The organism is Vibrio sp. 2304, assembly GCF_033339475.1.
Taxonomy (GTDB): Bacteria; Pseudomonadota; Gammaproteobacteria; order Enterobacterales; family Vibrionaceae; genus Vibrio; species Vibrio alginolyticus.
In genome coordinates, this window is sequence record NZ_JAWOUQ010000002.1 from 314,701 (window position 1) to 336,909 (window position 22,209).

Consider the following 22,209-nt stretch of genomic DNA (forward strand, 5'->3'; position numbering starts at 1 on the left):
ACTTGGGGAAATTAACTTACAGGGAGTAAATCAATTGGTAAAAATGTACGGTTCTGAAGAGACAAGAGCGTTTTGCTGTAATTGTAAAGAAGTAACGCTACATCGGTACGAAAGCTTCTCTAAAGCGCAGGAAAAGACCGAGAAAAAAGCTAAAGGTTTCTTCTCAGGTCTATTTGCAGCAATAATTAGCTCATTAATGGAAGGCGAAGCGACTGGTGACTACAAATGTACAATATGCGGCACCAATCTTCACACGCCAGATAATTTAGATTAATAGTCAGTGTCTCTAATGCCACGGCTAGTGGCACGCAACATAATTTATAGACGGCTCTAGTGGGTTTGAAGCGTATACACCTTATGCATTGCATTTAGGGTTTTGAGGTAGTGTTGCGGATCAAGTAGTGCGCTTTTATCTCTAACAAGGGGCTAAAGCAGAGCAAAAACAAGGGACAAGAAAAGAAGTAGTTTTACTTGAGTATCAATGAATTACAGACACAAAAAAGCCCACCAAAAGGTGGGCTTTTTCTAAAATTTGGTGGGTCCGGGCGAACTCGAATCGCCGACCCCTACCATGTCAAGGTAGTACTCTAACCAACTGAGCTACGGACCCAAATTTTGTGTTCCTAACCATTCAATTCAGAATGGTGCGTCCGAGTGGACTCGAACCACCGACCCCCGCCATGTCAAGGCGATACTCTAACCAGCTGAGCTACGGACGCATTTCTCTGGAACGACGAGGATATTAGCTATAAGCGAACGACGGTGCAAGCACAAATTTGCCAACTTTGAACCGTTTGGCGAAAATGTAAACTCAACACGCGTTTTCAGATGATTTTATCGACAAGAACTGGGCCTGTAGGGTTTAAAAGTGTGATCTATATAACTTTTATTATCTCACTTAATTGTCGTAAGGCACTTCACTGAGCATCCAAATCTGTAAGGTTTGCGATACCTTAGGGCAAGTACCAAACAAAATCTGATATTTAGGTTTAAATGGTTCGCCGATATAGGTTGTACGGATCAACTCTCCTGTTTTAACATCCACTTGAGTGCTCACCCTGCCTTTGAAGTTTTGAAATATGACAAACTGCTCACTGTGGTAAACCATTTGCTCTCGGTAAAACAAGAAATGATCTTGGGGTGTCTCTGTCAATTCACACTCTAGTGGTTTCAAATTAGGTATCGCACTAACATTAGATGCGATGAACAATGCTGACAAAATCCATCCGTATCGCATATGGCTGCCCTATTCTGCACTCTTTTTCAAAGTATAGGTCTTGCCTTGAGGACAGATACAAAAAAGGCTTTGATCATCTCTAATCAAAGCCCCTTATTTCTGCAGGTTAATTGTCGTGTTTAGTCGTCCGCCTCAAACACAACGTTATAATTTTCGGTGTATGTACAATTCGGCTGACGGCTACAAGTAAAGAAACGTCTCCCTTTGAACTCACCTTGGCTTGCGGTTTTAATGATCATCGGACTGCCGCATTTTTTGCAAAAGCGCACTTCTTTATCGGGCTCAATCAAATCAATGTGTGCCGCAAGCAAACGACGTAATCGCCCAACTTGATAACTGTGCTTTATCGAAGCGCCGATTAAAGGCAGGTTGGCCGTCTTACAAACATGAATCAATAACTTTTGTCTTTCTATCTTACCCTTGTTTAGCTCCTGCCCATTATCCAATTCAACGATAACGCGCGGCTCTAGTGTCCTTGGGTCACAAATAACGTAATCAAAATAGCTTCGAGATATACGATTGTTCGCGACAAAAAACTGCTTCTTATTTTTGATTTCTTTTGGCGTAACCAAACTGGACATGTTTACTTTCGCGAATACTACGGCATGCTCCCCGACCGCCGCTCTTAACGCATTATAGAACGCACCCTCTTGACCTCTGAGCAGAGGGCCTTTCGAGCGATAAGGATAATCACGCGTGTCATCGTGCTTAATCACGTACTTTTGAATAACAAAGAAGAATAAAACCAGAAGAACAACAATGATAAAAATGTTGGTCATAAATAAAGTGCATCCAAAACAACTCGTTGCTCAAAGCGTAAATGGAAATGTTATGCAGAGCAACAAAACCTCGCAATTTTGAGGCGCCACGACGATAGCGAGAAACAGAAAATTTTGCTCACCAATAAAAACGAGCCAATCACACACTTGGATTGGCTCGTTTAAATTTTGTTAATACATTATGTATGCTAAGAATCAACTATTAGCGTCTGGCTGATTCTCTGGCATCGCATCAATAAAAGCTGGCAGTTGATTGCATGACTGCACAACAGCGTTAATGGTTGGATAAAGAGAGGTATCTACACCAAAGCGTTGTGCGTTATAAAATTGTGGTACCAGACAAATATCGACAATAGATGGCGAGCTTGTCAGGCTAAACTTGCAATCACCATTTAGTTTACGATGCTTCTGAAGTTTCTCTTCTAATGCTGTAAAACCTTTGTGGATCCAGTGATGAATCCAAGCGACTTTGCGCTCTGGCTCGCAAGCTAACTCCCCCTCTAAATACTGTAGAACTCTTAAGTTATTCAGGGGATGAATCTCCATTGCAATATCCTGAGCCAAAGCTAGCGCTTGGTATCGAAGCGGCGTTTGCTCGGGGATCACAGTGACATCCGGGTAGTGTTCTTCTAAGTATTGAATGATCGCCAGTGACTGGGTTAACTGAACCTCCCCATCCACCAGCAAAGGAACCAGTTCAGAAGCGTTTAACTCATGGTACTCGTCACTATGTTGTTCGCCACCATTGCGCACCAAGTGTACCGATTTTGAATCATACGATAACTCTTTAAGATTCAAGCAAATACGCACACGATACGCCGCCGATGATCGCCAGTATCCGTATAAAATCATGCTATCGCTCATATCGTCTCCCAACCAGCACTATTAGTGCTTGAGATATTGGCTAACTTGTTGGTCAATCGAACCGAATATGTTGTTGCCATCCGCATCGAACATTTCCAATCTGATTGAATCTCCAAACGACATAAAGTTAGTCGACGGCTTACCATCACGAATGGTTTCAATCATGCGAACTTCCGCGATACATGAATAACCAACACCACCCTCCTCAATCGAAGTGCCATGTTCGGTGCCTTGCTTATTAGATACCGTGCCAGAACCTATAATTGCCCCAGCAGATAGCGGGCGCGTTTTAGTCGCATGAACAATTAAGTCTGCGAAATCAAACGTCATATCGATACCCGCATTTGGGCGACCAAACGGCTTGTGGTTGTAGGTCGAGAGCAATGGTAAATGCACTTTGTTTTCGTACCACGCTTCGCCGAGTTCGTCAGGTGTTACTGCCACAGGAGAAAACGCAGAAGAAGGTTTAGATTGGAAAAAACCAAACCCTTTAGCTAACTCTGCCGGAATTAGGCCACGTAGTGAGACATCATTCACCAGCATGATCAAACGAATCGACTCCTGAGCCTCTGCAACACTCGCGCCCATTGGTACGTCACCAGTTACCACAGCAACTTCACCTTCGAAATCAATACCCCATTCATCACTCGCAAACTCGATGTTGTCACAAGGTCCAATAAAGGCATCAGAGCCTCCTTGGTACATCAACGGGTCCGTCCAAAAACTCTCTGGCATTTCAGCGCCGCGAGCTTTTCGAACCAACTCAACGTGGTTTACGTAAGCACTGCCATCAGCCCACTGATAAGCGCGAGGAAGCGGCGACTCACAGTAGTGCGCTTCAAACTCTTCATACCCTGCAACCGTGCCATTGTTCAGTGCAACGTATAGCTCTTCCAGTTGTGGTGCTAGCGTATCCCAGTTATCAAGCGCCACCTGCATCGTCGGTGCTAAGTTCATAGGGTGGAAAATTTCTGTCGCAGGTACGCAGCGCGTTAAGTCTTTGCTCACGACCATCAACAAACCGTCACGAGTGCCATTTTTCTTGGTTGCTAATTTCATCCTTGCCTCTTACTTCTCTTGCCAGCTATAGACGTATTCTTTGTTTTCTACTTTTTCCAGCTCATCCGAAAACTGAAGTGCGTGACGCGTATCAATCATGACCGCGACTTCGTCGGCAAAAGTCTTCTTATGCTCTCGCCCTGCCTTGAAAGCTTTCGGGTGAGGGCCATGTGTAAAACCTGCTGGATGGAATGTCACCATACCCGCTTCAATGTTGTCACGACTAAAGAAGTCACCTGCATGGTAGAACAAGACTTCGTCATAATCGTCATTGTTGTGGTAGAACGGTACTTTGAGCGCTCCAGGATCACTTTCAATTGGACGAGGAACGAAGGTGCACACCACAAATCCTGATCCTACAAATGTAGTATGTGCAGAAGGCGGTAAATGGTAACGATGTGACATAAGTGGACGAATATCACGCCAGTTCACTTTTACTACCGCCAAATCACCATGCCACCCAATCGCATCCAGCGGGTTGAATGGGTAAGTGATAACACTGACTTTATCGTGGCGTTTCACCTGAACCTGTGTTTGATTCTCAGAATATTGAGCACGGAACTGATCGTTGATCGACGGCGTTTCTAAAACCGCTGGATCAAACACCGCGTGGTTTCCAACCATGCCTTTTTCGGGCAATGTATAGGCCGCATCGGTGTTTTCAATCATCAGAATGAACATCGGCTCGCTTGGTTCTAAACGCCAGCTCGTTGAGCGCGGGATCATGACATAATCCCCTTCACTCACTTTCAAATGACCATAATCACAGTAGAGATCTGCCGTACCTTGGTGGATGAATAGCAGTTCGTCGCCATCCGCGTTTCTCACCAAGAAGTCCATTTTTTCATCCATACGCCAAACACGAACTTTACAATTCGCGTTGTGTAATAGATGCGGGACTGCCCAAGGGGTAATATGGCTGGCTTTCTCGACTAGATTAAAATCAAATGCTCGTGGACGTAGCTCGCCTTCCCACTCAGACCACCCCGTTGGGGCATGTTGATGATGAAAATGTGTTGCGGGGCCGAAGAAGCCACTTCGACCTGCCTCACGTTCATAAATTGCCTCTTCCGGGAAGTCAGCATGCGCTTGTTTAGAGCACACTCCCTCCCGGTGAGGGAATGTGATCCATTTATGCATCGCTCAATACTCCTCGTCGAATTTGGTCTTCTTCTATCGATTCAAACAACGCTTTAAAGTTACCCTCGCCAAAGCCTTCATTGCCTTTACGTTGGATGATTTCGAAGAACACAGGGCCGATAACGGTTTGAGTAAAGATTTGTAGCAAGATGCCATCTTTCGTTGGCGCACCATCAATAAGAATCTGCAAATCACGAAGCTTGCTTACATCTTCACCATGGCCTTCAACACGCTGATCGACTTTCTCGTAGTAAGTATCTGGCGTTGGCATAAAGTCCATGCCGCGCTCACGCAATGTTTTGACCGTTTCGTAGATGTCGTCTGTGGTCAATGCGATGTGTTGAATACCTTCGCCATTGTATTCACGGATAAACTCTTCAATCTGCGATTTATCATCTGACGACTCATTGATAGGAATTCGGATTTTGCCGCAAGGTGCGGTCATCGCACGGCTGACAAGACCAGTCAGCTTACCTTCGATATCGAAATAACGAATTTCGCGGAAGTTACCAATGCGCTCATAGAAACCTGACCAGACATCCATGTTGCCCTGCTTAACGTTGTGCGTTAAGTGGTCGATTTCGTAAAGACCAACATTCGCTTTTGATAAACGCTCATCAGCATCATCATAAAAACGAAAATCGACATCATAAATACTCTGCTTTCCATAACGGTCGACAAAATAAAGCAAGCTTTCACCGATGCCATAAATAGCAGGAATGCTAAGCTCCATCGGCCCAATTTCCGTTTTATATTCTTTACCGCCATTCTCTAACGCATGCGCCAGAGCAACGGTGGCGTCTTTCACACGAAATGCCATGCCACAAACCGACGGACCGTGAACTTTGGCGAATCCCTCAGCTTGGCTATGCGGCTGCGCATTCACAATAAAGCTAATGTCACCTTGTCGATATAACCACGCTTCTTTTGAGCGATGCTTTGCAATTTCCGCAAAACCTAACGATATAAACAGATCTTTAAGCTGTTGAATGCCTTTGTTGTCAGCAGCGGTATATTCAACAAACTCAAATCCGTCTGTTCCTAGTGGGTTATATGCATCAACCATGACTTTCTCCTTGTCTCAGTAGCTTTTGTTTGGACTTATTTTTCTAACTTGGCGCAGGTCTTGAGAAATTGGAATACGTGGGGAGAAATCTTTACCTTGGCGATTTTTACGCATAATTGTAAAATATATGTTACACACAGGAGGCGCGTCGAATCTACTTTCGTAAACATCAAATAAACTGCTTATTTTCAATATATTAGATTGATATTTTCGGCTTTACGCCAACACATAAAATGTAAACAAGTTGTTACTTTGGCATTTTATCTTGGCAACGTAACTCAAAAAGTAAAAGGGTATGGAAAATCTATTGCACCCTATCTCTATCCGATTTATTCATTTGCTCCTGCAAAACATCAAAAGTAATGTTTCGTGACGCTTCATACAGTTCGAAAGGCTCATCGGTCAGAATCGTGTCATGGATACCCCTTTATTGATTCACCTCAGTTTTATTTAAAAGTAACTGTGCCATAAGTGGTGCTCTGTTCCCTATCGAGCCGAGCCACAAGGCTTCACGCTCGATCAGAAAAAGAGACATCTAATGACACACATCAATCAAGAACGCTTAGTTGAACATTTTTGCCAACTGGTACGTATCGATAGCGAATCAACAAACGAAAAACAAATTGCAGAAACACTGGCAGAGCAGCTAGGCGACCTAGGCTTTACCGTGCACAAGCTTCCAGTACCTAAGCACATTTCTAACGGCTTTAACGTGTACGCCCGTTTAGACGGCAAAAAAGACGGCTCTATCCTAATGAGCTGTCATATGGATACAGTCACACCGGGCATTGGCATTGAGCCAATCATCGAAGACGGCGTTATCCGTTCAAAAGGCAATACGATTCTTGGTGGCGATGATAAATCTGGTATTGCTGCCATCATGGAAGCCGTTCGTTGTATTCAAGCGGAAAACCTTGAGCACAAAACGTTAGAACTTGCTTTCACCGTGTATGAAGAAGGCGGTTTATTCGGTTCACAATACTTCGATATGTCACACGTCACTTCAACGGAAGCAATCGTGTTAGATACGGGTGGCCCTATTGGCACTATTGTGACCGCAGCCCCAGGCCAGCAAAAAATCGTGGCAACAATCAAAGGTCGACCAGCACATGCAGGGCTTGCGCCAGAAGAAGGCATCAGTGCGATCATGGTGGCGGCAGATGCCATCAACCAAATGAAGCTGCTTCGCATCGACGAAGAAACGACAGCCAACATCGGTATAGTGAATGGCGGTCAGGCCACAAACATTGTTATGCCTGAATTAAAAATCGTGGCAGAAGCACGCTCCCTGAATGGCGATAAACTAGATGCTCAGGTCAATCATATGATCTCAACATTAGAGTCTGTCTGTGAAAAACACGGTGCAGAAGTCGACATTGAATCTAGCCGAGCCTACGACGCTTTTGTTATTGAAGAAAACCACCCGCACGTAAACGCTATAAAAGCAGCGTTTTCAGAGTTGGGAATTGACGCCTTCACAAAAGGCACTGGCGGCGGTAGCGATGCCAACAACTTTAACAAGAAAGGTCTCACAACGGTCAATCTTTCAACTGGCATGGCAAAAGTACACACGACAGAAGAGTTTATCGCGGTAAGTGATATGGTCAAAATCACTGAGTTCGTGAAACATTTCCTAGTCAGTTAACGTCGTGCCTTTTGAAGAGCAGACTGACTATCTTCCCCTTCTAGCCTGTGCTTGAAGGGGATTTTAATTTGTATCGAAGCAAAATTACTTCCCGTCATGCCAACTTGATATCAGATCTTCAAAGAAATTCCCCTAGCTCACTTTTTGAGACCAGACAGCTCAATACCTGACACCCTGTTACAGTAATGTTAAAACTCGATTGTGTAGACAATTTATACAATATACATTTTTGGCATCTTTCAGGATGAAAAGAGTGAGACAAGGATGAAATTACCTAAGTTGCTTTTATTAGCGTCGATGATGAGTCCAATACTGGCAACATCAAGCTATGCCGCGCCGTATCCCGTAAGTGTGACCCTCGATGAGACACAAGAAATTACGCTAAACAATGGGGCTGAAGTTACTTCTATTGACCCAGCCAAGCAAGCCGCAGAGCCCGCTTTCAATCTCGGTCGAGACCTGTTTGAAGGTCTGGTCATTCAAGATAAGCAAGGTAAAACCATTCCTGGTGTTGCTGAGTCTTGGTCAGTCAATGACAACAATACGGTTTATACCTTCCACTTACGTGATGCAAAATGGTCAAATGGCGAAACGGTCACTGCACAAGATTTTGTCTACAGCTGGCAACGCTTACTGAATCCAAGCACTGCTTCACCCTACGCTTGGTTTGCGGCCATTCCAAATATCGAAAACTCGCAAGCCATTATGAAAGGCGACGCCGCACCCGAGTCCTTGGACGTGAAGGCGCTGGATGAAAAAACGTTCCAGGTAACACTCGAAGAGCCTATTCCCTTCTTTACGAAACTATTAAGTCATCCAGTGCTTGCCCCCGTTCATAAAGCGACCATTGAAAAACATGGCAACCGTTGGACCCAGCCTGAGCATATCGTTACAAATGGTGCGTTTACTGTCTCTGAATGGAAAGTTAACGAAAAACTGGTGATGGTTAAAAATCCACATTATTGGGACGCAAGCAATGTAGTGCTGGAAAAAGTCACCTGGCTACCAATTGGTGATGCAAACGTAGTGCTAAACCGCTACCTAGCTGGTGAGATAGACCAAGCGGTTTCCATTCCTGCCGCTCAGAAGAAAAAGTTAATTCAACAACGCCCACAAGAAGTGGCAAGCACCAGTGCGTCTCTTGGCTCCACATTCTATTACCTCAACACTCAACAAGGGCCAACAAAAGACGTGCGGGTTCGTAAAGCCCTCTCATATGCCATTGACCGTCAACTGTTAACGAGTGCTATTTTGAGAAACGGTGGGGTTCCAATGTATACCCTTGTGCCACCTCAAACAGATGGTTTTAAATCTCACACTCCTGAGTTCGCAACTTGGAACCGCCATAAACGTATCGAAAAAGCGCAGCAATTACTGTCAGAAGCTGGATACGATAAAAGCAATCCGCTTAAGTTAACGTTTACCGTACCAACTTTCTCGATGGACGTAAAAATGGCAACCACCATGGCAGGCATGTGGAAAAGCCGATTGGGTGCGCAAGTCACGATAAAACAGCTAGAACCGAAAGTGTTCTACGCACTTAAAGAGCCGACCGACATTACTCGCGGCGGCTGGACGGCCGACTACAATGAAGCCTCTACATGGTTGGATATCTTCGTTTCTAGTGGCGAGTACAACGATTCTCGTTATAACAACCCGCAATATGACGAGTTAATGGCTCGCTCAAAGACCATGAGCAACCCATCAGAACTGTATTTACAAGCAGAAAGCATGCTGATTGAAGACATGGCCATTATTCCTATTTATCGTCCGGGTAACGATCAATACCTCATCAAGCCTTATGTGGGCGGCTACGAACTGACAAACCCTGAGTCGTCGTACTACCGCAAGAATGTCTATGTGAAAGCCCACTAAAAGCATGTTTTCGGTCTGAGTCGGCAAGTTCAATGTTTACTTGTCGTTCCTCATATCTCTCGGTGGAGAAGGCAACCTGAGCTCAGGCCATTTTTTTATTCATAACCGTTCGAAGTGATTTCGGACGACCAAAGGATGATGGATCATGATTTGGTACATTGTTAAGCGATTAGCTATCGCTATCCCCACGCTTCTATTCATCGCACTCGTATCATTTTGGCTGATGCACATTGCACCAGGGGGGCCATTTGATATGGAACGGCCTATGCCAGAGGTGGTACGTGCGAATATCGAAGCAAAATTCCATTTGGACCAGCCCTTCCTTACTCAGTTTTGGATTTACATTGGTAATTTCATACAAGGAGATCTCGGTCCGAGCTTCGTTTATCAAGACTTCAGTGTTACACAGCTCGTCGCACAATCATGGCCAGTTTCAGCAGTATTAGGCGTACTCTCCTTTTGCATTTCCGTTCCACTTGGCATGTTGCTTGGCACCATTGCGGCATTGAACCGAAATAGCCGCCTAGATTACGGCCTGATGACACTTTCGATGACTGGAGTTGTAGTTCCGGCTTTCGTGCTTGCTCCAGTTTTAGTCATGATCTTCGCTATTCAGCTCGGCTGGTTCCCTGCTGGTGGTTGGGAAGGAGGAAAGCTGGCTTTTCTTGTTCTTCCCGTGCTCAGCCTAGCGATTGGCTCCATTGCGAGTATTGCACGCGTCATGCGTGGCGCAATGATTGAAACACTCAACCAACCATACATTCGAACGGCAAAGGCCAAAGGTTTGTCCACAACCTACATTTTATTCCATCACGCTTTGCGACCATCCCTGATTCCCGTCGTTGCGATGCTCGGCCCTGCGTTTGTGTCTGTCGTGACAGGCTCGGTAATTATCGACATTTTCTTTGGTACAGGTGGCATGGGACAACACTTTGTGTCTGGGGCTCTCAACCGCGACTACGGCCTAGTAATGGGCATTACTCTGATTGTCGCTTCACTCACTATCTTCTTTAACCTTGTGGTCGACTTGCTATATACGATTATCGACCCTCGTATACGCGTTTAGGAGTCCGGTATGTTAACGATCAAAAAACTGGATACACAAGCTCTTCAAGATCAAGTCGTCGACAATATTGAAGCCGTCGAAGGTCGCAGTCTTTGGCAGGATGCATGGACTCGATTTCGTAAAAACAGAGCCGCGATGACATCAGTGTATGTTTTGGCTTTCATTACCTTATGCATCACTTTCGGCCCCTCTCTTGCCGCTTTTGGCCATGATGAAATTGACTGGGAAGTGCTCATCGATCCATACGAGCTAGGGAAACCTTCACTGAGCAGTGGCCATTACTTTGGTACCGATGATCTCGGGCAAGATGTCTTCGCTCGCACGATGCAAGGTGGCAGGCTCTCTATTTTGGTAGGTTTTGTTGGCGCCTTAGTCGCCGTTGTTATTGGTACGATTTGGGGAAGTATTTCCGGCTATCTTGGCGGCGTTGTCGATAGCGTAATGATGCGCATTATTGAGGTGCTCGATTCGGTGCCATTTATGTTTATGGTTATCCTGTTTGTTACCCTTTTTGGCAACAACATCTACCTGATTTTTATCGTGATCGGAATGGTATCTTGGCTGGGCATTGCCCGTGTTGTACGTGGTGTCACCTTCGGTCTAAAAAAGCGAGAGTTCATCGAAGCCGCACACTCTATTGGGGTTTCTAAATTGACAATTGTCCGACGCCATGTTCTGCCTAATGTGCTTGGGATCGTGATGGTTTATTCCTCCTTAATGGTACCAGGATTCATTATGTTCGAATCGTTTTTGAGCTTCTTAGGGCTTGGTGTTCAACCACCAGACACGAGCTGGGGAATCCTAATTTCCGAAGGCGCAAAAACGATTGACGTTGCATTGTGGATGCTGCTTTTTCCCTCTCTGTTTTTAGTTGCCACCCTCTTTTGTTTTAACTTCATCGGCGATGGCTTGCGTGATGCTCTTGACCCGAAAGACCGATAAGGACAAACCCATGCTATCTATTGAAAACATGAACGTGCGCTTCGATACGCCAGATGGGCTAGTGCAAGCGGTCAGTAATCTCTCCTACTCGATTAAAGCGGGCGAAACTCTTGGGATTGTTGGGGAATCAGGTTCGGGAAAAAGCCAGTCTGTTTTCGCATTAATGGGGTTAACCGCGGATAACGGCGCCGTGTCTGGAAGCGCAATGTTCCACGGTGATGATTTACTCGCGATGTCGAAAAAGCAGCTCAACCGCATCCGTGCAGAGAAAATCGGAATGATCTTTCAAGATCCGATGACGTCACTTAATCCATTCATGAAAATTGGCAAGCAGCTTTGTGAAGTTCTCATGATTCATAAAGGAATGAGCCGAAAACAAGCAAAAATTGAATCGATTCACATGTTGGATGCGGTGCGTATTCCCTCTCCCGAAACTCGGATGAATCAATACCCTCACGAATTATCTGGCGGAATGCGTCAGCGAATCATGATAGCGATGGCGTTGTTGTGTAAGCCCGAGTTGTTAATTGCAGACGAACCAACCACCGCATTAGATGTAACCGTTCAGGCTCAAATTTTGACGCTATTACGAGACTTACAACAAGAGTTCAATACGGCCATTTTACTGATCACTCACGATATGGGCGTCGTCGCCGAGATGTGTGATCGCGTATTGGTCATGTATGGTGGTCAAAAAATGGAGCAATCCGATACCGAGACATTGTTCGCTCAACCTGCGCACCCCTACACTCAAGGCCTGCTAAAGGCGATTCCTTCCATCACTGAAGATATGCCGCGTTTACCAACCATCCCAGGTAACCCACCAAGTGCGTTGATTAACCATCAAGGGTGTCCGTTTAGAGAGCGGTGCGAGCATCGAGAGACGCGTTGCCAATACGAAACCCCACGGTTTTCTCCATTAAACACGAGCCAGTCCATTGCCTGTCACGTTAAAGCACCCAGTGTTATCACTCCCATTCAAATAAAAGCTTAAGGAGGCGTTATGAATAAAAAAGAAGTCCTCATGTCTGCTCGTGATTTAAACGTCCACTTTCCTGTTTCACGTCATCTTATTCCAAGTCGACGTAAAATCGTGAAAGCGGTCAATGGTATCGACTTAGATGTTTACCGAGGTGAGACACTTGGCATTGTGGGGGAATCAGGCTGCGGAAAATCAACACTTGCACGCGCCTTACTTCGCTTAATTGAACCTACACATGGCGAGTTGACTTGGAAAGGTCAAGACATGCTCGGGTTTAGTAAAAAAGAGCTTTCCTCTCGACGCAGAGAATTTCAGATGGTGTTTCAAGACCCATCCGCTTGTTTGAATCCGAGGTTAACCATCTCAGAATGCATCGCCGAACCACTGCTCACCCACGAGCCAAAGCTTAAACGGGCAGAGGTAGAAAAGCGTGTCATCGCTATGATGGATAAAGTGGGTCTCTTGGCGAGCCAGCGAAACCGCTATCCACATGAATTTTCCGGAGGTCAATGCCAGCGTGTGGGCATTGCCAGAGCATTAATTCTCAATCCAGATTTGGTCGTGTGTGATGAACCCGTTAGTGCGCTAGACGTCTCCATACAAGCTCAGGTCATCAATCTTCTAGATGATCTTAAACAAGAAATGGGGTTAACACTGGTGATGATTGCGCACGACTTAAGCGTGGTGCGCCACATCAGCGACCGCGTTATGGTGATGTATCTTGGTAAACCTATGGAAGTAGGACGTTACGATAAAGTATTTGATGATGCACAACACCCCTACACCAAAGCACTGTTATCTGCTGTCCCGATAGCTAATCCGCAATTAGCACGTGACCGTGAAATACAACTATTGCCCGGCGACCTTCCTTCTCCACTTAATCCACCGAGCGGTTGCGTTTTTCGTACTCGATGCCCAGAAGCAACAGAAGTATGTGGGCAACAGAACCCAATAAAAACAGGCTCGGAGCAGCATCATATCTATTGCTCAAATATGACTTTAGGAACCATTTAATGAACAATACTAACTCAGTAAACCAACGCCTTACGTTATTGCGTGAGGCAATGTCCTTTCACAACGTGTCTGCATATATCGTGACCAACAATGACCCACATAACAGTGAATACTCAGCGGATCATTGGTTAGCGCGAAGCTGGATTTCAGGTTTTACCGGCTCAGCAGGCGATGTCGTCATTACCCAACAAGGTGGTGGCCTGTGGACTGATGGTCGTTACTATATTCAAGCTGAAGAACAGTTACACGGCACAGGACTTGAACTGTTTAAAGCCAAACAACCAGAAACGCCGACAATTGCCAAATGGCTGGCTACCACGCTCCCAGAAAACAGTATTGTCGCGGTTGACGGGCGCGCCATCAGTTACGCTTTTTATCAAGGCCTCAAACAAGCCTTTGAAGCGAAAAACATTAAGATCATTCTCGACCTAGATTTGCTCACACCGATTTGGCTTGAAAGACCACCTCGCCCAAGTGCACCCGTATTCGAGCACCCCACCGCTTTTGCTGGCGTTGACACAGAAAATAAGTTAGCGAGAATCCGTTCTTTGTTAACCGAGAACCAAGTAGATAGCTTATTAGTGTCAACGCTAGATGATGTCATGTGGACAATGAATATTCGAGGTGGTGATACGAATTACTGCCCAGTTTCTGAAGCCTATCTAATCGTAGAGCAATCACTTGCGACACTGTTTATTGATAAGGTCAAACTGCCTCAAGACGTTGAAAGAGCGCTGACCGAGCAGAGTGTACACATTCGCCATTACAACTACGTAAGTCAGTATTTGAATCAGCAATGTGAGGGATTATCGCTCGCTTTTAGCCCTACCCACACAGACAGCTTATTGGTGAGTTCGATTGAACGGAATGTGAATCTAAAACCAATGGCTTGCCCTGTAACGGCAATGAAGGCCATAAAAAATGAGACCGAACTAACCAGCCTAGAGCAGGCATTAACAGATGATGGTGTGGCAATCGTAAGGTTTATGAACTGGCTAGAAGAGCAAGTTCCAAGCGGATTCGTTACAGAATTGTCTGCTGAGGCACAACTGAACCACTATCGCCGTCAAACCCGACATTATGTGAGTGACAGTTTCCGCACTATCGCAGGCTTCGCGGCTCACGGGGCAAAAATGCATTATGCCGCCGATGAAGAAAGCAATGCGGCAGTCAATGAAAGCAACTTCTTTCTCGTCGATTCTGGTGGCCAATACCTTGGCGGGACAACAGACATCACCCGTACTTTCCACTTCGGGTCACCGACCATTAAGCAGCGCAAAGATTATACCTTGGTGCTCAAAGCGGTCATCCGACTGACTCAGACTCGATTCATGAAAGGCTCTACGGGTGCCAATCTTGATATCATGGCGCGTGGCGTCTTATGGCAACATGGTATTGATTACAAGTGCGGCACTGGACACGGCGTGGGCATTTGCTTGAATATTCACGAAGGCCCACAAAATTTCTCGCAAAGCCACCACGAGGTTGAACTAAAACCGGGTATGGTCATTACTAATGAACCAGGCGTTTATCGCGAAGGTGAGTACGGAGTAAGAATAGAGAACATTCTTAAAGTTGTAGAAGTAGAACAAAATGAGTTCGGCACGTTTTACGGTTTTGAGACCATCACTCTTGCTCCAATTGCGACCAACGCCCTTGATTTATCAATGCTAGATCAAGCAGAGCTAGACTGGCTCAATCATTACCATTCACGAGTCTATCAAGCACTTAGCCCTTTTCTTGATACGCAAGATAAAAACTGGCTTCAACGCATAACCCAACTTATTGAGAAATAGGATATCAGCAAGCTTTATAACGTTTTCATTTTCATCTCAAACCCCTTGTTTGCCAGCCTTCGGGCTGGTTTTTTTTTATAGAGATAACGGCGTGAAAAACAAAAACGCCCCGCAATGTTAGCGAGGCGATCAATTAAATTAAAATGATGCAGTTAAAATGCCCTATTGACGACACTTCTGAGCATCAAAATCAACGACGATGGCGGCATTCTCAAAGTCACCAGATACTTTAACATAGCCCCAGTAGTTACTCTGATTTGACAACGTAATACACTCTCCATTACCAATATTATCTGACCACCCGTGAAGATTAGTACCATCCGGCCAACCAGAGTTACTGTATTCAAGCTTTAGGTTGCCCGTACCGTTTCCCGTCGTTATCGCCAGATTTGAGCTCTCATTCACCGCTGGCACGCTCAGCCAAATGGTTTGTTGATTTGCCAAGCAAACGGGCTCTCCTGCTGTTAGGCGTCCACCGCTTACTTTACTTTGCACCGCGCAGTCTTGTGGCAATGTGTCATTACCGCCCAACGCTGAGATAACAACAGTATGAGTGGCGGTTGCCGTCAAGCCTTCACTGTCTGTCACACTTAGGCTGACCGAATACTCCCCTTCACTCCCATATTGGTGCGTCGGCTTGGTTTGTGTACTTGTCGAGCCATCACCGAAGTCCCATAAGACGCTGACGATCTTCCCGTTTGGGTCTGTACTGTTTTCACTGCTAAATGTAATGCTTTCACCGACTTTCCCCTTACTGTTTGCGGTTATGACTGCATTAGGTGCACCATTTGAGACAAGGGCTTGCTGCCACTGCTCAAACTCACTTTGATATAAATTCGCCCATTGGGTGATCGTTGCTTTGTAATTGCTCCAATTCCCCTGACGTGTTTCCACCAGCATTTGGTTTACGTCATCTTTATGATTTTCAAACATAAAACGTACAGCTAAGTACCCCCAACGATAAATTCGATCGACATCAAACCCATCATAAGTAGTCTCGAAAATCTCACTTAAGGTATATGTCGAGCCGTCTAGAATCGTCTCAAGTGCTGCTTGGTTGTCATTTTCTTGAGCGACATACTCTGCAATGCCTTCACTCCACCACACTATTTTTTCAGTTGGATGACTAAACCCTCCATAGAGATCAAATCGACCATCTAAGTAATGCACGTATTCGTGCTCTAAGTTCCAGACAAAGTGATCCGCGTTCGCATAAGAGGCTTCATAAGCAATAAAGTTGGGAATATTCCCCGGCTGGGAAGGATCGCCCTCCAAGTACATACCGCCATTGTCAGTACTAATATCGAAAATTGGCCCTGCGTACTTACCATAATCGGTGCTTGAATCGAAGATATTGACTTGGAGCTGAGTATTGTGGTCATCTTTTACTGGTTGTTCACCCGTTTCTAATGACTGATGAAAGTAACCCTCTTCGTAACCCATTTTAGAACATGCGGCCGCGTGTTGCTCTTGTGTCATATTCTGGGACAATATTCGAATTGTTGGACTACAAGTATAAGTTTGCGATAGCACTAAGCCTTTTAGCTCAGTTTCGAAATTACAAATTCCGAACTCACTACAATCTGCGTAATATGAAGCGGTGTCCGCCGCCGCAAGCCAAACCGAGTCACCCCGACCATACATTTCATACTGTTCAAAGATTCGACTCAGCTGACTCTTCACAACAGAACTCGCGTTACCCGTATACTTGGTCAGACGCCCGAGCTCTCGCCCCGCATTCGCGGCCATAAACTCATCTTCAGCACCGATTGATGACGCCCTCAGAGCAAAATCGCCTAAAGCTTTGGCAAGGTCTGTTTGGTTACCAATTACTTGCACAAATTGCTCGTTCCACTGCCCACCAAACAAAATAGTGAAAACACCATTAACCGCATTGCGCATATACCAGTGCTGGGCGTATTGATCATTCCAACGTGTAAGCCACTGGGTCACTTGCGGTAAGTACGCGTGCTGCAAGCCCGCACTATCCATAGTGATGATGACTTCACTAAGCACTTTGCCGTGACGGTCGCTGTTCTCATAGAAGTTTGCGTTATTAACAAACGCATCCACGGATTCTTTCACCGCTGGTGTGACCCATTCAATAAATGAGATGTTGTCATTGTAAAACTCGGCGTAATAACCCGCGCGTAAGTATAAGAACAACGTTTCTAGTTCATCGCTCCCGCCACCCATATAACCCTTCGCCAAGGTCGTAGTGTGCTTAGCGATGTTGTACATATGATCGGAGCTAAATACCGACTCCTGAACCCGACTTTCAGCAGAGAATAACTGGTTCACGCACGTCGCGCCCTGACTTAAAATTTCGCTGATCAATTGGTTACTGCTTTCGGTAACCAATGCTTCCAAATCACAAGCAGTGCTCGACTCATCAAGGCTTTCAAGTGACTGTACTCGAGTTGCCTTGGAGGGCTGAATAGGGAGAGTTGCGGTTGGTTGGTATTCAACTCGATTGGATTCAACACCGTGTGTATGAGCCGAATGTGCATGTTGCTCTGTAACTTGAGAAACTGGCTCGCTTAACGCAAATACGCCAGTGCTGGTTAATGTTGTCGCAATCGCGACACTCAAAATCTTCAGTTCCATCTAATTTCTTCTATATTGAGTTTTCCTTAGATGCATTACGTCTTTTGCATCGCCACTGCCCTTATTACTGCAAGAGCATCTCCATATAATCTACTCGCAAGACAAGAAGAAACATTTTGTTAACAAATAGATGTGGCGGTATCAGTTTTTGGTACTCGAGTTGCCGTTGCACGAGCTTGCCAGAAATCGATTTGCTTTAGTAATATTGATCAACTAGTTGTTTATCTTTCCATTCAAATATCTTTTATTGCTCCTCACAAAAGCTATAAAATGGTTTCTTTTCTTTTTGCTAAACAACTCCTATGACCGACGCTGATATTGAGCTACAACACCTTTGGTTAGAAGTCCAAGCCGAACGCTGGCAAAACCTGCCACGCTTTTTATTCAGTTACTACTGCTACAAGCACAACCTTGTCAGTAAAACCAACAAAGTTTGCTGGGAGACGGCACGTGCAAAACTGCGCGCTTCAACATCAATAAAAGAGCGAAAAAAGGCGGTGGTTGAATCGTTAGTCCCTGAGGAAACCGTGGTTGGGTTATTGAAAGCCATCAGCAAAGATGGGGAAATGACATTTGACGTGATGGGAACCACACTTGATACGTTTTTGCATTATGTTGTGATTAGCAAGGAAGAAAAAGCGCGACTTAAATCAAACATGCCAGCTAGTTGGTATCAGCAATCAAACAAGTCGTCTTTGGCACGTTTCGAGCAAGCTGGCATTAAGCTACAAGAGTGATATGTCAGTCATCGCTGACGACAAACACAAAAGAAAAGCGCCTACAATGAGGCGCATTTGATCAAAAATTGAGGTGCCCCTAAACAAAAGTGCAAAGTGACCAACAAAGCAAAAGTTTGGTTATTCTTGAATGCCTCGAATGCGTACATTACGTCTACGTAAAACTTCTAATGTCACGAGCAAACACACCGACATAAAAATCAACAACGTAGCGACCGCCAATATGGTCGGACTAATTTGCTCTCGAATTCCTGACCACATCTGCCTCGGAACGGTTTTTTGTTCTGCCCCAGTCAGGAATAACGCCACCACAACCTCGTCGAACGAAGTGCCAAAAGCAAACAAGCCGCCAGAAATCATCCCCGGACGAATCAGCGGAAAGGTAATGTGTCTGAAAGTATAAACAGGGTTTGCTCCTAAGCTAGCCGCCGCTTTTACCAAGCTATGGTCAAAGCCGCTTAACGTCGCAGTAACGGTAATGACGACAAAAGGCGTACCTAAAGCAGCGTGTGCCAAAATGACGCCTAGATAAGTTTGTGACAAGCCAAGGCGCGTGTAGAAAAAGTACATCGCAGCAGCAGAGATAATGACTGGTACGATCATGGGTGAGATCAACAGCGCCATAATCGTATTGCGAAAAGGCAAATTACTACTGGCTAAACCCAACGCCGCCAGAGTTCCCAGCCCTGTTGCAACGAGTGTCGCCATAAAAGCAATGAACGTGCTATTTTTCAGCGCCAACAGCCACTGATCACTAGTAAACATTTCTTGATACCAGCGAGTAGAATACGCTTCCGAATCAAGGTTTAACATCCCCTCGGTAAAAGTAAAGTAAGGCGTTGCATTAAACGATAACGGGATGATGGTCAGAATTGGAGCGATTAAAAAGAACAGCACCACCCCACAAAAAGCTAAGTAACCTGCGTAAGCAACTCGCTCTACTTTTGATGCATAGTTTGGTAATGCCATGGTTATCCCCCTACCTTAAGGTTGTTAATGCCAACCACACGGTTGAACATATAAAACAGAACCAGTACAACGAACAAAAGCAGTCCACCCAATGCGCCAGCCATCCCCCAGTTCAGTGATGTCTGCATATGATAGGCAATCATATTGGAGATCATCTGTCCGCTTCTTCCACCAACCAAAGCGGGTGTAATGTAGAAACCAATAGAAAGAATGAAAGTAAGCAAAGCCCCCGCACCTATCCCCGGTAACGTAAGCGGCATATAAACTTTGATGAACGCAATGAAAGGCGTCGCGCCTAGAGAACGAGCGGCACGGAAATAAGTTGGGCTAATTCCTTTCATTACGCTATACAGAGGCAGGATCATAAAAGGCAACAGAATGTGCACCATAGACACCACCGTTCCGAAGGTATTGTGAATCATCTGAATTCGCTCAGAAGTAAAACCCGACCAAATAAGGAGATCATTAATGACCCCTTGGTTTTGCAGCAGAACAATCCAAGACGTGGTTCTGACTAACAATGATGTCCAAAATGGCAGCAGCACAATAATTAAAAGTAAGTTCGCGCGCTTATCAGGTAAATTGGCAAGCAGGTAAGCAACGGGGTACGCCATCACCAAACAAATTAAGGTGATTGAAATAGACATCCAAAAAGTTTTAAAGAAAAGGTCGACGTATATTTGGCGTTTTTCTGGTTGGGGCTCAATGTCTCCAAACTCATTCACTTGCAAGTCTAGCGCTGCAAGATAATGACTGAATGTTAATGCGCCACTAAGATTCTTAAACGCCGCCCAATATTTAGGATTAGTCCATCGCTTATCCAGCTTAGCCAACTGTGTCACCGAGCTCGGCAGCGACGTCAAACGAGACAACTTTCTGCCGGTTTTCATGAGTAAACTGCGCATACCAGACTCTTCAATATTCATCCGGTTGGCTATTTTCGGCAGCTCTTTGCTTTGATAAAGCGCAAGTACTTCAACAGAGAATGCCTCAATGACTTCTTGATGAGGCTGACCTTGATAATCCCAACTTTCTAAGGCTTGAATAGTTTGTGGTAGTGACAGGGATATTTCTCGGTTATCCACGCTTCGATAAAGCATGTCGAGGATAGGAAAAGCAAACGTAAGCAGAATAAAACACACCAATGGCGTTGTGAGCATAATGGAGCGAAGCTTTTTTCGGCGCTCGGCCTTTTGCAACTGCGCTTTCAAATTGGTTTCTTGCTCATGAACTTGGCGTTCGATTTCCAATACAGAATCTAATGCGGTTAGCTCTCGACTCATGCTGCTACCTCGCTACTTTGAGTTTGTGTCCCATCAAGAGCATGGCAATCGTCACTTTGCCAACCAATACGACAAATTGAGCCAGGCGTTAACTGCAAGTGTTTACGATTATCGTTAGGTACTTTAACGATGAAGTGACCAACGCTCTCTACTTCGACGACCAGACGATAATGATCACCGTGATAAATCAATTCTCGTAGGACGCCCGAGACTTGGTTCTCACAAGACGCTTTCTCTGGTTGAATAACAATCTTTTCTGGTCGAATGGAAAGTGTTGTTCTCTGCCCTTGCTCAGAGACTCTGACAGGTTTCGCAGTAAATAACTCTTTCCCAACGAGCACTTGGCAATACTTTCCGTTCCACTCTTTGACTAAACCTGAGAGTTGGTTGTTTTCTCCGATAAACTGCGCAACAAACGTATTACTCGGAGATTCATAAAGCTCGGTTGGTGTCGCGAGTTGTTGCACTTCGCCGTGATTAAAAACCGCAATACGGTCGGACATAGTGAGAGCTTCGTCTTGATCGTGCGTCACATACAAAATGGTAATGCCAAGCTTTTCATGCAAATGTTTAATTTCCATCTGCATTTGCTCGCGCAGCTGCTTATCTAACGCGCCTAGTGGTTCATCCATCAACACGAGTTTAGGCTCAAACACTAATGCTCGCGCTAACGCAACACGCTGTTGTTGACCACCTGATAACTGCTTCGGGTATCGAGTCGCAACATGCTCAAGCTCGACAATTTCTAATACACTCTGAACTTTGCTTTGAATCGTGTCACTGTCGAGTTTTCGCACCTTTAAAGGAAACGCAAGATTCTCAGCAATGGTCATATGTGGAAACAACGCATAGTTTTGAAACACCATACCAATATCGCGCTTGTGCGGCGCGAGATGATTGACAGGAACGCCATCGATATAAATGTCTCCACCGGTCGCAGTTTCAAAGCCTGCTAGCATCATCAAGCAAGTGGTCTTGCCCGATCCTGACGGCCCCAACATAGTAACGAACTCTCCAGGAGTAATATCTAAGTTGAAGTCTTTCACCACCAAATTCGTGCCATCGTAGGTTTTCTTAACGTGTTGAAAGCTGACATAGTCCTTGTTTTCCGTGCTCATGACTTCCCTCTTCTCATTTTTTGAATATTA

Annotated in this window: 19 protein-coding genes and 2 tRNA genes; 9 read left to right on the top strand and 12 right to left on the bottom strand. The window is 45.3% G+C overall.

Annotated elements, in window-relative coordinates:
- The first annotated feature begins 43 nt into the window (after positions 1–43).
- Positions 44–274, top strand: a complete 231-nt coding sequence (locus tag R7P64_RS06240) for a hypothetical protein (protein WP_017820907.1) — start codon at positions 44–46, stop codon at positions 272–274.
- A gap of 259 nt (positions 275–533) precedes the next feature.
- Here the strand turns inward: R7P64_RS06240 and R7P64_RS06245 are convergent.
- From R7P64_RS06245 to hppD, 8 genes are all read right to left on the bottom strand, one after another.
- Positions 534–610, bottom strand: a tRNA-Val gene (locus tag R7P64_RS06245).
- A gap of 32 nt (positions 611–642) precedes the next feature.
- Positions 643–719: transfer RNA gene (locus tag R7P64_RS06250), tRNA-Val, on the bottom strand.
- A 179-nt stretch (positions 720–898) separates the two neighbouring features.
- The gene (locus R7P64_RS06255; protein WP_005377830.1) at positions 899–1,237 is read right to left on the bottom strand and encodes a hypothetical protein; all 339 of its coding nucleotides are present in this window, start codon (positions 1,235–1,237) and stop codon (positions 899–901) included.
- Between the two features lie 119 nt (positions 1,238–1,356).
- Positions 1,357–2,016 (bottom strand): DUF2726 domain-containing protein, encoded by a 660-nt coding sequence (locus tag R7P64_RS06260; protein WP_005377831.1) that lies wholly within the window; start codon positions 2,014–2,016, stop codon positions 1,357–1,359.
- 195 nt (positions 2,017–2,211) lie between these two features.
- Positions 2,212–2,880, bottom strand: a complete 669-nt coding sequence (gene maiA / locus R7P64_RS06265) for a maleylacetoacetate isomerase (RefSeq protein WP_005377832.1) — start codon at positions 2,878–2,880, stop codon at positions 2,212–2,214.
- 21 nt (positions 2,881–2,901) lie between these two features.
- Positions 2,902–3,939 (bottom strand): fumarylacetoacetate hydrolase family protein, encoded by a 1,038-nt coding sequence (locus R7P64_RS06270; RefSeq protein WP_047100685.1) that lies wholly within the window; start codon positions 3,937–3,939, stop codon positions 2,902–2,904.
- Positions 3,940–3,948: 9 nt separating this feature from the next.
- The gene (locus R7P64_RS06275; RefSeq protein ID WP_017633969.1) at positions 3,949–5,079 is read right to left on the bottom strand and encodes a homogentisate 1,2-dioxygenase; all 1,131 of its coding nucleotides are present in this window, start codon (positions 5,077–5,079) and stop codon (positions 3,949–3,951) included.
- Positions 5,072–6,145, bottom strand: coding sequence for a 4-hydroxyphenylpyruvate dioxygenase (hppD, locus tag R7P64_RS06280; RefSeq protein WP_005377835.1), 1,074 nt, complete (start codon positions 6,143–6,145; stop codon positions 5,072–5,074). The genes R7P64_RS06275 and hppD overlap by 8 nt, the downstream gene beginning before the upstream one ends.
- A gap of 538 nt (positions 6,146–6,683) precedes the next feature.
- Here hppD and R7P64_RS06285 point away from each other — a divergent pair.
- The 7 genes from R7P64_RS06285 (at position 6,684) to R7P64_RS06315 (ending at position 15,465) form a co-directional block, all read left to right on the top strand.
- On the top strand, positions 6,684–7,790 hold the full coding sequence (locus R7P64_RS06285) for a M20/M25/M40 family metallo-hydrolase (RefSeq protein ID WP_017820903.1): 1,107 nt from the start codon (positions 6,684–6,686) through the stop codon (positions 7,788–7,790).
- A gap of 264 nt (positions 7,791–8,054) precedes the next feature.
- Positions 8,055–9,665, top strand: coding sequence for a peptide ABC transporter substrate-binding protein (locus R7P64_RS06290; RefSeq protein WP_318123263.1), 1,611 nt, complete (start codon positions 8,055–8,057; stop codon positions 9,663–9,665).
- 145 nt (positions 9,666–9,810) lie between these two features.
- On the top strand, positions 9,811–10,731 hold the full coding sequence (oppB, locus tag R7P64_RS06295; RefSeq protein WP_005377838.1) for an oligopeptide ABC transporter permease OppB: 921 nt from the start codon (positions 9,811–9,813) through the stop codon (positions 10,729–10,731).
- A gap of 9 nt (positions 10,732–10,740) precedes the next feature.
- Positions 10,741–11,673, top strand: a complete 933-nt coding sequence (locus R7P64_RS06300) for an ABC transporter permease subunit (RefSeq protein ID WP_005377839.1) — start codon at positions 10,741–10,743, stop codon at positions 11,671–11,673.
- 10 nt (positions 11,674–11,683) lie between these two features.
- On the top strand, positions 11,684–12,667 hold the full coding sequence (locus tag R7P64_RS06305; protein ID WP_318123264.1) for an oligopeptide/dipeptide ABC transporter ATP-binding protein: 984 nt from the start codon (positions 11,684–11,686) through the stop codon (positions 12,665–12,667).
- 9 nt (positions 12,668–12,676) lie between these two features.
- A complete protein-coding gene (locus R7P64_RS06310; RefSeq protein ID WP_005388959.1) occupies positions 12,677–13,669 on the top strand; it encodes an ABC transporter ATP-binding protein in 993 nt (330 codons plus the stop codon).
- Positions 13,669–15,465: an aminopeptidase P family protein gene (locus tag R7P64_RS06315; protein WP_318123265.1), complete on the top strand. Its 1,797-nt coding sequence runs from the start codon at positions 13,669–13,671 to the stop codon at positions 15,463–15,465. The genes R7P64_RS06310 and R7P64_RS06315 overlap by 1 nt, the downstream gene beginning before the upstream one ends.
- 162 nt (positions 15,466–15,627) lie before the next feature.
- On the opposite strand, the gene R7P64_RS06320 is transcribed toward R7P64_RS06315, so the two are convergent.
- Complete coding sequence (locus R7P64_RS06320; RefSeq protein ID WP_213973381.1) at positions 15,628–18,072, bottom strand: collagenase; 2,445 nt, start codon at positions 18,070–18,072, stop codon at positions 15,628–15,630.
- 302 nt (positions 18,073–18,374) lie between these two features.
- On the opposite strand from R7P64_RS06320, the gene R7P64_RS06325 reads away from it, so the two are divergent.
- Positions 18,375–18,809, top strand: coding sequence for a hypothetical protein (locus R7P64_RS06325; protein ID WP_005389745.1), 435 nt, complete (start codon positions 18,375–18,377; stop codon positions 18,807–18,809).
- Positions 18,810–18,929: 120 nt separating this feature from the next.
- Here R7P64_RS06325 and R7P64_RS06330 read toward each other — a convergent pair whose 3' ends face one another.
- Genes R7P64_RS06330 through R7P64_RS06340 form a run of 3 tightly spaced genes read right to left on the bottom strand, consistent with a single transcriptional unit; the run spans position 18,930 to position 22,179 of the window.
- Complete coding sequence (locus R7P64_RS06330) at positions 18,930–19,778, bottom strand: ABC transporter permease (protein WP_054576453.1); 849 nt, start codon at positions 19,776–19,778, stop codon at positions 18,930–18,932.
- 2 nt (positions 19,779–19,780) lie between these two features.
- Complete coding sequence (locus tag R7P64_RS06335) at positions 19,781–21,061, bottom strand: ABC transporter permease (RefSeq protein WP_047100695.1); 1,281 nt, start codon at positions 21,059–21,061, stop codon at positions 19,781–19,783.
- Complete coding sequence (locus R7P64_RS06340; RefSeq protein ID WP_213973380.1) at positions 21,058–22,179, bottom strand: ABC transporter ATP-binding protein; 1,122 nt, start codon at positions 22,177–22,179, stop codon at positions 21,058–21,060. Before R7P64_RS06340 ends, R7P64_RS06335 begins: the two co-directional genes overlap by 4 nt.
- Positions 22,180–22,209: the final 30 nt, after the last annotated feature.

Excerpts from the sequence above, each read along its gene's own strand:
- R7P64_RS06240 (WP_017820907.1), top strand. The coding sequence starts at position 44 with ATGTACGGTTCTGAAGAGACAAGAGCGTTTTGCTGTAATTGTAAAGAA.
- R7P64_RS06255 (WP_005377830.1), bottom strand. The coding sequence starts at position 1,237 with ATGCGATACGGATGGATTTTGTCAGCATTGTTCATCGCATCTAATGTT.
- R7P64_RS06260 (WP_005377831.1), bottom strand. The coding sequence starts at position 2,016 with ATGACCAACATTTTTATCATTGTTGTTCTTCTGGTTTTATTCTTCTTT.
- maiA (WP_005377832.1), bottom strand. The coding sequence starts at position 2,880 with ATGAGCGATAGCATGATTTTATACGGATACTGGCGATCATCGGCGGCG.
- R7P64_RS06270 (WP_047100685.1), bottom strand. The coding sequence starts at position 3,939 with ATGAAATTAGCAACCAAGAAAAATGGCACTCGTGACGGTTTGTTGATG.
- R7P64_RS06275 (WP_017633969.1), bottom strand. The coding sequence starts at position 5,079 with ATGCATAAATGGATCACATTCCCTCACCGGGAGGGAGTGTGCTCTAAA.
- hppD (WP_005377835.1), bottom strand. The coding sequence starts at position 6,145 with ATGGTTGATGCATATAACCCACTAGGAACAGACGGATTTGAGTTTGTT.
- R7P64_RS06285 (WP_017820903.1), top strand. The coding sequence starts at position 6,684 with ATGACACACATCAATCAAGAACGCTTAGTTGAACATTTTTGCCAACTG.
- R7P64_RS06290 (WP_318123263.1), top strand. The coding sequence starts at position 8,055 with ATGAAATTACCTAAGTTGCTTTTATTAGCGTCGATGATGAGTCCAATA.
- oppB (WP_005377838.1), top strand. The coding sequence starts at position 9,811 with ATGATTTGGTACATTGTTAAGCGATTAGCTATCGCTATCCCCACGCTT.
- R7P64_RS06300 (WP_005377839.1), top strand. The coding sequence starts at position 10,741 with ATGTTAACGATCAAAAAACTGGATACACAAGCTCTTCAAGATCAAGTC.
- R7P64_RS06305 (WP_318123264.1), top strand. The coding sequence starts at position 11,684 with ATGCTATCTATTGAAAACATGAACGTGCGCTTCGATACGCCAGATGGG.
- R7P64_RS06310 (WP_005388959.1), top strand. The coding sequence starts at position 12,677 with ATGAATAAAAAAGAAGTCCTCATGTCTGCTCGTGATTTAAACGTCCAC.
- R7P64_RS06315 (WP_318123265.1), top strand. The coding sequence starts at position 13,669 with ATGAACAATACTAACTCAGTAAACCAACGCCTTACGTTATTGCGTGAG.
- R7P64_RS06320 (WP_213973381.1), bottom strand. The coding sequence starts at position 18,072 with ATGGAACTGAAGATTTTGAGTGTCGCGATTGCGACAACATTAACCAGC.
- R7P64_RS06325 (WP_005389745.1), top strand. The coding sequence starts at position 18,375 with ATGACCGACGCTGATATTGAGCTACAACACCTTTGGTTAGAAGTCCAA.
- R7P64_RS06330 (WP_054576453.1), bottom strand. The coding sequence starts at position 19,778 with ATGGCATTACCAAACTATGCATCAAAAGTAGAGCGAGTTGCTTACGCA.
- R7P64_RS06335 (WP_047100695.1), bottom strand. The coding sequence starts at position 21,061 with ATGAGTCGAGAGCTAACCGCATTAGATTCTGTATTGGAAATCGAACGC.
- R7P64_RS06340 (WP_213973380.1), bottom strand. The coding sequence starts at position 22,179 with ATGAGCACGGAAAACAAGGACTATGTCAGCTTTCAACACGTTAAGAAA.